This is a genomic window from Pseudomonas sp. 1 R 17 (assembly GCF_900067035.1).
GTDB classification, from domain to species: Bacteria; Pseudomonadota; Gammaproteobacteria; order Pseudomonadales; family Pseudomonadaceae; genus Aquipseudomonas; species Aquipseudomonas marginalis.
This window is the reverse complement of sequence record NZ_FKLB01000056.1, coordinates 33809-47489: the sequence shown is the minus strand read 5'-3', so window position 1 is coordinate 47489 and position 13681 is coordinate 33809. Positions and strand designations below refer to the sequence as shown.

The 13681-nt window shown below is 61.0% G+C and carries 10 protein-coding genes and 1 pseudogene; 7 read left to right on the top strand and 4 right to left on the bottom strand.

Going from position 1 to position 13681, the window contains the following annotated elements:
- Window positions 1-46: 46 nt before the first annotated feature.
- Window positions 47-985, bottom strand: coding sequence for a LysR family transcriptional regulator (locus BFP99_RS19845; protein ID WP_065947966.1), 939 nt, complete (start codon window positions 983-985; stop codon window positions 47-49).
- Between the two features lie 108 nt (window positions 986-1093).
- On the opposite strand from BFP99_RS19845, the gene BFP99_RS19840 reads away from it, so the two are divergent.
- From BFP99_RS19840 to BFP99_RS19820, 6 genes and pseudogenes are all read left to right on the top strand, one after another.
- On the top strand, window positions 1094-2593 hold the full coding sequence (locus BFP99_RS19840) for a CoA-acylating methylmalonate-semialdehyde dehydrogenase (RefSeq protein ID WP_065947965.1): 1500 nt from the start codon (window positions 1094-1096) through the stop codon (window positions 2591-2593).
- A gap of 707 nt (window positions 2594-3300) precedes the next feature.
- Complete coding sequence (locus BFP99_RS19835) at window positions 3301-4239, top strand: pectate lyase family protein (protein WP_053139574.1); 939 nt, start codon at window positions 3301-3303, stop codon at window positions 4237-4239.
- Window positions 4240-4490: 251 nt separating this feature from the next.
- The gene (locus BFP99_RS19830; protein ID WP_065947964.1) at window positions 4491-5741 is read left to right on the top strand and encodes a glycoside hydrolase family 68 protein; all 1251 of its coding nucleotides are present in this window, start codon (window positions 4491-4493) and stop codon (window positions 5739-5741) included.
- 211 nt (window positions 5742-5952) lie between these two features.
- Window positions 5953-7080 (top strand): annotated as a pseudogene (locus tag BFP99_RS34160) (HAMP domain-containing protein); the annotation flags it as partial.
- A gap of 144 nt (window positions 7081-7224) precedes the next feature.
- On the top strand, window positions 7225-7938 hold the full coding sequence (locus BFP99_RS34155) for a methyl-accepting chemotaxis protein (protein WP_370737670.1): 714 nt from the start codon (window positions 7225-7227) through the stop codon (window positions 7936-7938).
- 17 nt (window positions 7939-7955) lie between these two features.
- The gene (locus tag BFP99_RS19820) at window positions 7956-8876 is read left to right on the top strand and encodes a substrate-binding domain-containing protein (protein WP_065947963.1); all 921 of its coding nucleotides are present in this window, start codon (window positions 7956-7958) and stop codon (window positions 8874-8876) included.
- A gap of 43 nt (window positions 8877-8919) precedes the next feature.
- Here the strand turns inward: BFP99_RS19820 and BFP99_RS19815 are convergent, their stop codons facing one another.
- Window positions 8920-10368 carry an MFS transporter gene (locus tag BFP99_RS19815; protein ID WP_065926255.1) on the bottom strand — a complete coding sequence of 483 codons (1449 nt, stop codon included), beginning with the start codon at window positions 10366-10368 and terminating at the stop codon, window positions 8920-8922.
- A gap of 88 nt (window positions 10369-10456) precedes the next feature.
- On the opposite strand from BFP99_RS19815, the gene soxR reads away from it, so the two are divergent.
- A complete protein-coding gene (gene soxR / locus BFP99_RS19810) occupies window positions 10457-10909 on the top strand; it encodes a redox-sensitive transcriptional activator SoxR (protein WP_065926256.1) in 453 nt (150 codons plus the stop codon).
- A 5-nt stretch (window positions 10910-10914) separates the two neighbouring features.
- Here soxR and BFP99_RS19805 read toward each other — a convergent pair whose 3' ends face one another.
- Both BFP99_RS19805 and xylG read right to left on the bottom strand, forming a co-directional pair.
- On the bottom strand, window positions 10915-12051 hold the full coding sequence (locus BFP99_RS19805; RefSeq protein ID WP_027603558.1) for a sugar ABC transporter permease: 1137 nt from the start codon (window positions 12049-12051) through the stop codon (window positions 10915-10917).
- Entirely contained in the window at window positions 12052-13596 is a 1545-nt protein-coding gene (gene xylG, locus BFP99_RS19800) for a D-xylose ABC transporter ATP-binding protein (RefSeq protein WP_065947962.1), read from the bottom strand.
- Window positions 13597-13681: the final 85 nt, after the last annotated feature.

The window sequence follows — 13681 nt, the reverse complement described above, 5'->3', positions numbered from 1 at the left end:
ATTTGTCCATTATGGACTTTTAGTTCCGTTGGGCAAGCTAAAAACCTCAGCCCTCGAAGCGGAATCCCGTCGATAACTTTTCCTTCAAATACCCCACCAACGCACTCACCGACTTCGGCACATGGGGCGAATACGGCCGAATCAGGTAGATCTCATCGGCAAACGCGCCCTTGAGTGTCCAGCCCTTGAGCACCTGTACCAGCTTGCCGCTGGCCAGCGCAGCGTGGGCGCTGAAGTCCGGGAGCAGGGCGATGCCCAGGTGGTTGAGCGCCGAATCACGCAGGGCTTCGCTGTTGTTGGTGGCGAAGCTGCCGGCGATGGGCACGGTGAGGCGTTCGACCTTTTTGCTGCCGCGCTCGAAGGTCCATGCGGGCTGGTCGGTGCCGCGCGGGTAGAACAGGCAGTTGTGCGCCGACAGGTCGCCGGGTTCGCGGGGTTCGCCGTGGCGTTGCAGGTAATCGCGGCTGGCGACCAGCACCGAACCGGTGTCGCACAGCTTCCAGGCCACATGGGTTTCCGGCACCTGGAAACCGTGGCGCACAGCGAGGTCGTAGCCTTCGGCCGCCAGCGAACTCAGGGAATCCGAGACATCCAGCTGGATACGCACCTGCGGGTACTGCTGCAGGAACTCCGCCAAGTGCGGCACCAACTGTTGCCGGGCAAATGCCACGGGAGCGGTCAAGCGCACCAGGCCACGAATCTCCCCGGCGGAATCGCGCACCGACGAGAAGCTGCGCGCGATTTGCTCATAGGCACCGCGCACTTCACGGGTCAGCGACAACCCGGCATCGGTCAACCGCACACTGCGCGTGGTACGGGTCACCAGCCGTGTGCCGGTGGCTTTCTCGAGGTCGGAAATGCGCTGGCTGACCGCGGATTTACTCACCCCCAGGCGCGCAGCGGCGGCGGTGTAGGTGCCGTGTTCCTCCAGCACTGAGAGCCAGTGAATGTGGGTCCACAGCCCTTCGATCTCGGATTTTTCCATGGGCTTATTGTTCGCTTATAAGGACAATCAGTTCTTGATTCTGCTCTGGTTTGGAACAAACCGAAAGCCTATCGTGTGTCCCAACGCAACCCACCTGGATCGACTGCCATGACTACAACAATCGAGCACTACATCAACGACCAGCGCGTCAGCCGCGATGATCGCTATCAGGACGTCTACAACCCGGCCACCGGCGAAATCACCGGCCGCGTTGCCCTGGCCAGCAGCCAGACCGTGTCCGAAGCCGTCGCCGCTGCACAGGCCGCTTTTGCCGGTTGGGCCGACACCCCGCCTATCCGTCGCGCCCGCGTGCTGTTCGAATACCTGCACCTGCTGCGTGAGCGCAAGGACGACCTGGCGCGCATCATCGTCGCCGAACACGGCAAGGTCTTCACCGATGCCCAGGGCGAAGTCGACCGTGGCATCGACATTCTCGAATTCGCCTGCGGCATCCCCAACCTGCTCAAGGGCGAGCATTCCGACCAGGTCTCCCGTGGCATGGACAACTGGACGATGCGCCAACCCCTGGGCGTCGTGGCCGGTGTCACGCCGTTCAACTTCCCGGTGATGGTGCCGATGTGGATGTACCCGATCGCCATTGCGGCGGGCAACACCTTCATCCTCAAGCCAAGCCCGACCGACCCAAGTGCTTCGCTGTTCATGGCTGAACTGCTGCGTGAAGCCGGCCTGCCCAAAGGCGTATTCAACGTGGTGCAGGGCGACAAGGAATCGGTGGACGCGCTGATCGCGCACCCGGACGTCAAGGCCGTGAGCTTCGTCGGCTCCACGCCGATTGCGCAGTACATCTACGAAACCGGTGCGCGCAACGGCAAGCGTGTGCAAGGCCTGGGCGGTGCGAAGAACCACATGGTGGTGATGCCGGACGCGGATATCGAAAAAACCGTCGATGCCTTGATGGGCGCCGCCTACGGCAGTGCCGGCGAACGCTGCATGGCCATTTCCGTAGCGGTGCTGGTCGGCGATGTCGGTGACAAGGTCATCGCCGCCCTGACCGAACGCGCCAGGCATCTGCGCATCACCGACGGCCGCGAACTCAAGGCCGAGATGGGCCCGATTGTGTCCCGCGCCGCACTGGAGCGCATCAGCGGCTACATCGAACAAGGCGTGCAGGCCGGCGCGCAGTTGCTGCTCGACGGACGTGACTATGTACCCACCGAGGCTGGCCTGGAAAACGGCTTCTGGCTCGGCGCGACCCTGTTCGACCACGTGACCCAGGAGATGAGCATCTACCGCGAAGAAATTTTCGGCCCGGTACTGGCCTGCGTGCGCGTGAATGACTTCGCCGAGGCGGTGAAGCTGGTCAACGACCACGAATTCGGCAACGGCGTCAGCTGCTTTACCCGCGACGGCAACATTGCCCGCGAGTTTGCCCGGCGTATCGAAGTGGGCATGGTCGGCATCAACGTGCCGATCCCGGTGCCGATGGCCTGGCACGGGTTTGGTGGCTGGAAGAAGAGCCTGTTCGGCGACATGCATGCCTACGGCACTGAGGGTGTGCGCTTCTACACCAAGCAGAAATCGATCATGCAGCGCTGGTCGGAGAGCATCGAGCAGGGTGCGGAGTTTGCGATGCCGGTGTCCAAATAACGGCCAAAAGAACACAGCGGAACCCATGTGGGAGGGGACTTGCCAGTCAGTTAAGGAAAAACACTGTAACTGTGGTGAGCGGGCTTGCTGTGGTGAGCGGGCTTGTCCCGCGCTGGGCTGCGAAGCAGCCCCAATCAGGCTCCCTGTGTTCTGTCAGGTAAACCGCAGTGCCTGGTTTTGGGTCTGCTTCGCAGCCCAGCGCGGGGCAAGCCCGCTCACCACAGGTTAGGAGTAGTCCCCAGATCACGTGGGCGCGTGGAGGTGCAATCTCGAATGGGTTATCGGGTGAGCCTGCGCAAGCTTATTGTGGTGAGCGGGCTTGTCCCGCGCTGGGCTGCGAAGCAGCCCCAATCAGGCTCCCTGTGTTCTGTCAGGTAAACCGCAGCGCCTGGTTTTGGGTCTGCTTCGCAGCCCCGCGCGGGGCAAGCCCGCTCACCACAGCAAGCCCGCTCACCACTGGTTACTGTTTGCCCGTTCTATCTCTTAACTGATCAGCATTAGGGCAAGCCCCCTCCCACTTTTGGTTGTTTTTCACTTGAGGGTTGACGGCCAGGCGAATGACGAATACTGTACATAAACACAGTGTTTAAGCGCTGATCAACCAGGATGGCAACATCAGCCACGCCAAACACTGTGTGCAAGTTAATGGATTAACTTAATGCACAGGCTCGTTATACCGAGCCGTTTGATTGATAGAGAGGGAACTCATGTCCTATCCAGAAAGCAAACTCACCGGCTTGACCGGTTTCGCCCTCGCGGCAAAAGTCACTGGCGGCTGGTCCGGCCCTGTGGTCAGCATTACTACCCTGGATCAACTCAAGGCCAATATTGGCGACACCACCCCACGGGTATTGGTGATCAACAGTAATATCTCGGCGTCGAGCCTGACCAAAGTCAACTTGGGCGCCAACAAGACCCTGATCGGTTCGTTCCAGAACCGCACGTTGGAGAATATTCACCTGCGTGCAACCGCGCAGTCGCAGAACATTATTCTGCAGAATATTATCTTCAAGCATTCGGCGAGCATTAAGGCCAATGACGATATTCAGGTCTACCTGAACTACGGCAGCAAGTACTGGATTGATCATTGCTCGTTTGTCGGTCACAGCTGGTCCACCACTGACGGCAGTGAAGATAAACTGCTGTATATCGGTGAAAAAGCCGATTATGCCACCATCAGCAACTGCTTCTTTGGCAGCCACAAGTACGGGCTGATCTTCGGTCACCCAGCGGATGATAATAAGGCAGAGTTCAACGGTTATCCGCGCCTGACGTTGTGCCATAACCGCTTCGACAATATGGAAGTGCGCGCACCCGGCTTGATGCGCTATGGTTATTTCCATGTGTATAACAACTACATCAATAACTTCCACCTCGGTTTTACCCTGGCGCAGAACGCCAATATCCTGTCTGAAAGTAACTATTTTGGCGAGGGCAGCCAAAACAAAGGCATGTTGGATGACAAAGGCACCGGGACGTTCACGGATACAAACAGTGTGCCGCCGATCACCAACCAGAAGTCGCCCAAAGCACAATGGACGGCCAGTTCCAACTACGCCTATACCTTGAAGACTGCGGCGCAAGCCAAGGACTTCACCCAGAAGAATGCCGGTGCCCAGGCTGCGGCGCTGGTATTCGGTAGTTGATTAGCTAGCTTTCTACTGAGCTGTCATTTATTGCAAGTGCCACTGTATTTATATCAAGGATATAAATACAGTGATGGCCCTTGTAATATAAATAATTCTTCATGTTGCGATAAGCAAGTGCCCATGTTAAACCTTGGTGCGCACTTGCAGAGCCAACTATCTCTTGCTCTTTCAGTCAGTATTAAGTTGCTGGCTGTTCGGTGCTATTTAATCTTCGCTTGTCACTTAAGCGTCAGCAAAAGGACATCATCATGAAACATGCGAATCACACACCCACTCGCTGGACACGGGCCGATGCGCTGAAAGTTAATGAAAATGACCCGACGACGACACAGCCGTTAGTGAGTCCTGACTTTCCTGTCATGAGTGACACGGTCTTTATCTGGGACACCATGCCCTTGCGTGAACTCGATGGCACGGTGGTATCGGTGGATGGCTGGTCGGTGATCTTCACCCTGACCGCCGACCGTCGCCCCCATGATCCACAATTCATCAATGCCGATGGCCGTTACGACATCAAGCGCGATTGGGAAGACCGTCATGGTCATGCGCGGATCTGCTACTGGTATTCGCGCACCGGCAAGGACTGGATCTTCGGCGGCCGTGTCATGGCCGAAGGGGTTTCGCCGACCACCCGTGAATGGGCGGGCACGCCGATTCTGTTGAATAACAACGGTGACATCGACCTGTACTACACCTGCGTCACGCCGGGCGCCACGATTGCCAAGGTCCGGGGCCAGGTCATTACGTCCGACACCGGTGTCACCCTCCAGGGCTTTGATCAGGTCAAGTCGTTGTTCGACGCCGACGGCACCTATTATCAAACTGAAGCGCAGAATGCGACCTGGAACTTTCGCGATCCCAGCCCCTTTATCGATCCCGTCGATGGCAAGTTGTACATGGTGTTCGAAGGCAATGTGGCCGGCGAGCGCGGGACTCACGAAGTGGGCCCGAACGAGCTGGGCCTGGTGCCGCCGGGGCACGAGGACGTGGGCGGTGCCCGCTACCAGGTGGGTTGCATCGGCATCGCCGTGGCCAAGGACCTCAACGGTGACGAATGGGAAATCCTGCCGCCCCTGGTCACGGCCGTCGGCGTGAACGACCAGACCGAACGGCCGCACTATGTGTTCCAGGACAACAAGTACTACCTGTTCACCATCAGCCACAAGTTCACCTATGCCGATGGCGTGACGGGGCCGGATGGCGTCTATGGGTTCGTCAGCGATCATCTGTTCGGGCCCTATACGCCGATGAACGCGTCCGGGCTGGTCCTCGGCAATCCGCCGTCGCAGCCGTTCCAGACGTATTCCCACTGTGTGATGCCCAACGGCCTGGTGACGTCGTTTATCGACAGCGTGCCCACCACCGGCGATGACTACCGCATCGGCGGCACCGAAGCGCCGACGGTCAGGATCGTGTTGAAGGGCGATCGTTCGTTTGTGCAGGAGGCTTATGACTATGGCTACATTCCGGCGATGCGGGATGTGGTGTTGAGCCAGTGACCGCAGTGCAAAACCCAGCCTGAATTCATCAGGTAGGTGGGAGTGGGCTTGCCCCCTCCCACTTTTTTTGACCGCATTTCAGCCTGCCTTCAAGGCTCAAGTCCTCGCCCACCTGGCCGATACAGGCACTAGCAGCACGAGTGATCCCGAGCTCGTAGGTGCACGCCTGGTCGTCGCTCAGGTCAACGAATAAAAATCAAAAGGGGTGGCCATGACCATATTGCAGCGTGTGATCGGCGGGTTTGCGGTGTTGGTGCTGTTACTGCTAGTCATGGCGGGGATCAGTTATCAGAACACCCAGTCCATCAGCAGTCGCTTGAACATTATCACCGGCGAGTCGGCACCCTTGAGCCGGGCCGCCAGTGAGCTATACGTGCACATCCTGCGCGCCAACCAGGCGTTGCTGGCCCTTCAGATCAGCACCGACCCCAAGCAGATCGAGGACGGCAAGCGACCGTTCACCGAGAGCATCGCCCAGTTCAATCAATTGCTCGACAGCACCGTTGCCTATACGGGCGAGCATGAGGCGCTGCGCGCGAACCTGGCGCAGCAGCGCCAACAGGTAGCGGCCTACGCCGAACAGGCGCAGGCGCTGATGGCGTCCCACGTGCAACACGTGCAGCAATTGGCGCTGACGCGGCAACTGCAAGGCTACAGCAGTGCACAGGCGATACAGTTGACCAGCTATCTGCGCGATTACATTGCCCATGCACGCAGTGTCGGCGAACCGCAACAGGTGGCCGCAGCGGAAAAGCTGCTGTTGGAGGTCAACAAATCCTACGATGGCTTCGCGGCTCATACCGTCACGCCGGCCATTGATAAATTACAGCGTGTGCTCAATCTCCAGGACGAAGTGATCAGCACCCGGGCCCAGGCCCTGGCGGCGATTGACCCCAGGGTCGGGCGGATTGCCGGCGTCATGGTCAATCGCCTGCTGAGTGACCTGACCGCCCCTGACGGCCTGTTCCAGGCTTATCAGGTGGAGGCAAAACTGGCCGCGCAGGTGCAGCAGCAACGCAGTGCGGTTGACGCGGCGCTGAAAGCCACCCTGGACAGGATTGGCGAGTTCGGCAGCCAGTCCCTGGAGGTCGCCAACCAGGCCAGCCAGTCGGCCAATGCGACCATCGGCACCAGCCGCAGCTTGCTGTTGATCGCGTGTGTGCTGGCGGTGCTGGCGGCGGTGGCGATTGGTACCTGGGTCGCCTTCAGCCTGCGGCGTCCGCTGGCGGCGTTTCGCGAAGTCCTCAAGACGCTTACTGCGGGAGACATGCGGGTCAGTTTCGATGTCAGCCGTAAAGACGAGTTCGGTGAGTTGGGCGGTTACCTGAACGAACTGACCACGGCCCTGCGCAAAACCTTCCGTGAATTGATCGGCTCTGCCGATGCGCTGGCCGTTACCGCGGGCAGCAACGCCCTGAACAGCGAGCAGACCACCCGGGTGGTGGATGAACAGAAGGACCGCTTGCAATCGGCGGCTTCGGCCATGACGCAGATGGAAAGCACGGTCGAAGAGGTGGCCCGGCGTGCGCAGGACACCCGCCAGGCCGTGGACGACACGAGTGAACTTACGCACAAGGTGCAGGCGCGTGTGGCCGAGACCATCGTCAACATCCGCCAGCAGGCCGACCAGGTGAACAAGGCCACGCAGGTGACCGATGAGTTGCAGAAGTACGGACAGAATATCGAGGGCATTGTTGTCGCCATTCGCACCATTGCGGAACAGACCAACCTGCTCGCCCTGAATGCGGCGATCGAAGCGGCCCGTGCCGGCGAGCAGGGACGCGGTTTTGCGGTGGTGGCCGATGAAGTGCGCTCCCTGGCCAGCCGTACCCAGACCTCGACCAGCGAAATCCAGGACATGATCGGGCTCATGCAGGAAAAGATTCACTCGGTGGTGCACGTGATGAACGAAAGCCAGGCGCAGTCCACCCAGTGCGTGTCCCTGGCCTCGGGCGCGGGTGACTTGCTGCTGTCGATGAGCGACTCGGTCGACAGTATCCGCGACATGAATATCCAGATCGCCGCCGCCACCGAGGAGCAGAGCGCCACGGTGCAGGAAACCAGTCGGATGGTCATCCAGATCAACGATTCGGCCCAGCAGACGGCAGACGGCGCCGAGCAGTCCGCCATCAGCAGCCACGAGCTGTCGGACATGGCCAAGGTGCAGCGCGAGCTGCTCCATCATTTCAGCGTTTGAGCCGCGGGAGTCAGAACATGAAAGCATGGTTAATCCTCGCCTTGGGGGCGACGCTGTTCATTCCGGGCCCAGCCCAGGCCGCCACGCCCTTGCTGGGTGTAGGCATGGCAAAGTACGACGATAACTTCCAGACCCTGCTGCGCAACGGGGTGCAGCAACAGGCCAGCGTCATGAACGCAGACATCTTTATGGAGAACGGGCAGGACAGCGTCGATTTGCAGATGCGCCAATTCCGCAACCTGGTCAATTCCAAGGTGGATGCGATCATCGTCGCGATGGTCGACGGCAAAAGTGCGGCGCAGATGATGCAGCTGGCCTCGGATGCAAAGATCCCGCTGGTGTTCGTCAACCGCAACCCGAACCCGCAAAAGTGGCCGGCGCAGACCGCGTTTGTCGGCTCCAACGAGCTGGAGTCGGGTACTTTGCAGATGGAAGAGCTGGCGCGCCGCGCCGGTTACAAGGGCAACGTGGTGATTCTGGTGGGCGACCCCGCCAACGCGTCCTCCTTGATGCGCACCGAGGACGTGGAAAAAGTCGTCGCCAAATACCCCGATATGAAAGTCGTACAGAAAAAAGTCGGTAACTGGGAGCGTAGCCAGGCCGCCACGATTGTCATTGACTGGGTCAAGCAGGGCGTCGATTTTTCGATCATCGCGGCCAATAACGATGAAATGGCGATCGGCGCGATCATGGGCCTGGAAAAGGCCGGCAAGCAGGCCAAGGACTACTGGGTCGGCGGCATCGACGGCACACCGGACGGCTTGAAATTGATGGCTGAGGGCAAGATGGCGGTCAGCGTGTTCCAGGATGCCGCCGGCCAGGCCGGCGGCGCAGTGGACACCGCACTGCGCCTGGTACGCGGCGAGGTGCTGGAGTCGGCGGTGGTCTGGGTGCCGTTCAAGTTGATTACGCCTGAGAATCGCCAGGCGTTTGAATAGCACTGAGCACCTCGATCCAACCTTGGAATGCAGTCAAATGTGCTCAGGCAGGGGTATTGGTGAGCTTGGCATGGTACTGACCGATCATGCGAACCACCCGCCTGGCAATCAGAACACCCACCACAGGCGCGAGTGCAAACACCCCAAACAGCCACACCGCAGCGCTTGCGGTGCCTTCGACACCGCCGGGTTCAGTGAGGCCGGCGACGTTCGCGACCATGCCCGCCAGTGCCGCGCCAAACGCGGTAGCGAACAGCTGCACGGTGGTAATCGACGCGCTGGCAAGGTCCTGCTCACCGGCCGGCGCCACCTGGAACACCCGGGTCAGCAAGTGCGGCCAAGCCAGCCCCACGCCCAACCCAATCAGGATAAGCGCCAGGCAGATCGGTGTGAGCGTCTGCCCGCTGCCGTTGCTTTCGACGGGCATCAAGATGGCCAGCGCCACCATGCCCACCACGCCCAGGATCGGCCCGGCCAGGATCGCCCGTCGAATGTTGCTGCCCGTCACACCCGCGCTGGCGATTGACCCCAGCGTCCAGCCAGCCGCCATCAATGCCGCCAGATAACCGGCCACCAGCGGCGACTGGTGGTGCAGGACTTGAAGAAACAGCGGCACGAAGATTTCGCCACTGGTCACGGCCACCGCCAGCAATGACATCGTCGCGTACAGCGCGCCGAGCGCAGTGGTGATCCGAAACGCTCCGGCGGGCAACAGTCGATGGCGGGCGCGGCTTTCCGTGACGATCAGCAGCGCGGTAAACACCGCCGCCACGGCCAGCCCCAGCAGGTTCAGGGGCAGGGTGGACGAGACACTGCCGGCCGACACCGCCAGTACCGCCGCCGTCAGCAGCACCAGTTGGGCGAGTGGCAACGGGGTCGGCGCAGCGCTTTCGGTGCTGCGCCTGGGCAGGACCGCCGCCGCCAGCACCGCGAATAACCCGGCCACCGGAATCAACGACCAGAACGCCGCGCGCCATATGCCCAGCTCGGCAAACACTCCGCCCACCGCTGGCCCGACCAGCGTCGCCACGCCCCACATCCCCGACACCAACGCCATCGCGCGCGGCCACAGGCTTTCATCGAACACCAACCGAATCATCGCGTAGGACAGCGCGAACAAGAACCCACCACCCAGTCCCTGCACCAACCGCCCCACGAGCATCACCGGCATGGACGGCGCAAACGCACAGGCCAAGGCCCCGCCGGCGAACACCAGGCTGGCGACCAGGTACGCCGCACGCGGCCCGAGGCTGCCAAGCAGGCGCGCCGACAATGCCGAGCCGAGGATCGAGGCGGCGACAAATAACGTGGTGTTCCATGCGTAGTAGTCGATGCCGCCGATGTCCTGGACCACTGACGGCAGAATCGTGGTGGCGATGTACACGTTGATCGCATGCAGCACCACGCCGCCTGCCAGTGCGAGCGAACGTACGCCGTTGGCACCGGACAACAGCGCGGCCCAGTTGGAGGGGGAGGGTTGAGGTGTGTCCATGCAGGCTCCGATTCAAAGGACTGAAGGCTTGCCAAGGCAAGCCGACACCCTTTATAAAACCTCATGTTTAGATGAGGTCAAGAGCTGGATGGAAGCGAAAATCGATGTGCGCATCCCCCTCGGCGTGGGCGAATTGGCCCGCCGCAGCGGCGTGACCGTGGCCACGGTGCATTTCTACGAAGCCAAGGGGTTGATTCACGCACAACGCAGCGCGGGCAATCAGCGTCGTTATCAGCGTGACGTACTGCGCCGAATTGCGGTGATCAAGGTCGCGCAGCGCGCGGGCATTCCGTTGGCGACTATCAAGGACGCGTTGGACGAACTGCCTTCAGGACGGCCATTGACGGCCAAGGATTGGACCCAACTCTCCACACGCTGGCGCGACCTGTTGAGTGAGCGTATCAACAGCCTCACTCAACTGCGCGACCAACTCGATGGCTGTATCGGCTGTGGATGCCTGTCCCTGGATGATTGCCCGTTGCGCAATCCGGGGGATCAGTTGGGACGGTTGGGGGATGGGGCCGTGTTGCTCGGGAAGTGAGGCAGTCAGCGCCGACCCGTGCGCGTACTCACATCCACCCACACCGCCAACACCAGGATGCTGCCCTTCACAATCATCTGCCAGTAACTGTCCACGTCCAGCATCGACATGCCGTTATCCAGGCTGGTAATCACCAATGCCCCGAGCAAAGCGCCATACACCGTGCCCGAGCCGCCGCGCATCGACGTACCACCAATAAAGCACGCAGCGATGGCATCCAACTCGCCCATATTGCCCGCTGACGGTGAGCCCGCCGCGAGACGCGCAGTATTGACCAGGCCGGCGAGGGCGCACATCACGCCCATGATGCCGAAGATCCACAGTTTCACCGCCTGCACGTTGATGCCTGACAGGCGCGTGGCTTCCATGTTGCTGCCCACCGCGTAGACGCGGCGGCCGAACACGGTCTGGCTGGTGACGTAGCTGAACACGCCGAGCAGCACCAGCAACAGCAGCACCGGTACGGGGATGCCGTCGTAGCTGTTGAGGGTGGTGACAAACCCGGCGAGCACCGCGCCGATCACCCCCACGCGCAGCACATCGCGCATCAGGGCGTGCGGTGCCAAGCCATGCAGCGCGCGGTTGCGCCGTTGTCTCCAGGTCAAAAACAGAGTCAGGGCAAACAGCAAGACCCCAAGGCCAACCCCCACCGAATGCGGCAAATACCCCTGGCCTACATACACCAGCGACGGCGACACCGGCGCGATGGTGGTGCCGCCGGTGATCCCCAGCAGGATCCCGCGAAACGCCAGCATGCCGCCGAGGCCAACGATAAACGACGGAATGCGCAGGTAAGCGGTCATGTAGCCGTTGGCCAAACCGATCATCAAGCCGCACAACGCCACCAGGCTGAGGTTGGCCAGCAGCGGAATGTGATAGACCACATCCAGGATCGCTGCGAGCCCGCCCAACAGTCCCAGCAACGAACCCACCGACAAATCGATCTCACCGCTGATGATCACCAGCACCATGCCGCACGCCAGGATGCCGGTGATCGACATCTGCCGCAGCAGGTTGGACAGGTTGCGCGGGGTGAGGAAACCGCCCTCGGTCTGCCAGCTGAAAAACAGCCAGATAAACGCCACGGCGATCACCAGTGCGAGCATTTTGTAGCGAGTGAACAGCTGTTTGACCTGATTCATCTACGCGGTTTTCCGATTGTTATTGTTTTGGCTGAGCGCGGCGGCGAGCACCTGTTCCTGGGTGAGCCCCTCGTTGATGAAGTCGCCACGCAACTGGCCGTCGCCGATGACCAGCACGCGGTTGGACACGCCGAGCACTTCGGCCAATTCCGAGGAAACCATGATAATCGACACGCCTTCTGCCGCCAGCGCGCCCATCAGTTTGTAGATCTCATACTTGGCGCCCACATCCACCCCGCGTGTGGGCTCGTCGAGGATCAGCACCTTGGGCTTGGTCATCAGCATTTTCGCCAGCACAGCCTTTTGCTGATTGCCACCGGACAGGCTGGTGATCGGCAGGAACGGGCTGGCGGTCTTGAGGTGCATGCGTGCGATCTGCTGGTCGATGCTGCCCAGTTCGGCCTCGGCATCGATGCGGGTCAGGTGGGCATAGGTGTCGAGCACCGCCAACGTGATGTTCTGGCCCACGCCCAGGTCAGGGATGATGCCCTGGCGCTTGCGGTCCTCGGGCACCATGCACAGCCCGGCGCGGATCGATTTGAGCGGCGTGCGCGTGTCGATCACCTGGCCGTCGAGCCACACCTCGGCGCTGTAGCGGCCGGGGTAGGCGCCGAACAACGCCGACACCAGCTCCGTACGCCCGGCGCCCACCAGCCCGGCTATGCCGAGGATTTCGCCGCGCTTGAGCACAAAGGAAATATCGTCGACGCGCTTGCGCTGGGGGTTGTCGACGTCATAGCAGGTGACGTTGCGCGCTTCGAAAATCACCTCGCCGATGGCACGGGGCTCGGTGGGGTACAGGTTGCTCATTTCCCGCCCGACCATCTGCGTGATGATCTGCGGGATGTCCATGTCGGCCATGGCCGTGGTCGCGATGTGCTTGCCATCGCGGATCACCGCGATGGTGTCGCACACGGCCGCCACTTCATCGAGCTTATGGGAGATGTACACGCAGGCCACGCCCTTGGCCTTGAGGCCGCGGATGATGTCGAGCAGCACCTCGATTTCCGAGCGGGTCAGGGCCGAGGAGGGCTCGTCGAGGATCAGCAGGCGCGCCTGTTTGTTCAGGGCCTTGGCGATTTCCACCAGTTGCTGGTAGCCGCCGCCGTACTGTGACACCGGCAGCGCGACGTTCATGTCCGGCACCTTGAGCTCGCGCATCAACGCTTCGGCGCGGTGCAGCATCGCCGGGTAGTTCATGCGCCCGCCGGGCAGGGTCAGCTCGTGGCCCATGAAGATGTTCTCGGCCACCGACAGGTCGGGCACCAGGGTCAGTTCCTGGTGAATGATGACGATACCGGCGGCCTCGGTTTCGCTAATGGACTGGGCCCTGAGCGGTTGCCCGTCCCAGAGGATTTCCCCCTCCCAGGTGCCATGGGGGTAGACCGCCGACAGCACCTTCATCAGGGTGGATTTACCGGCACCGTTCTCGCCGCACAGGCCGACACATTCCCCCGGCCGTACCTTGATGTCGATGCCGTTCAGCGCGTGGACACCGCCAAAGGTTTTGACGATGCCGTTCATTTGCAGCAGGTAGTCGGACATACCATGGCTCACACACAGGACTGACGACATGACTGTAGGAGCGAGCTTGCTCGCGAAAAACGCCAAGTCACCGCGTTTATTCAGG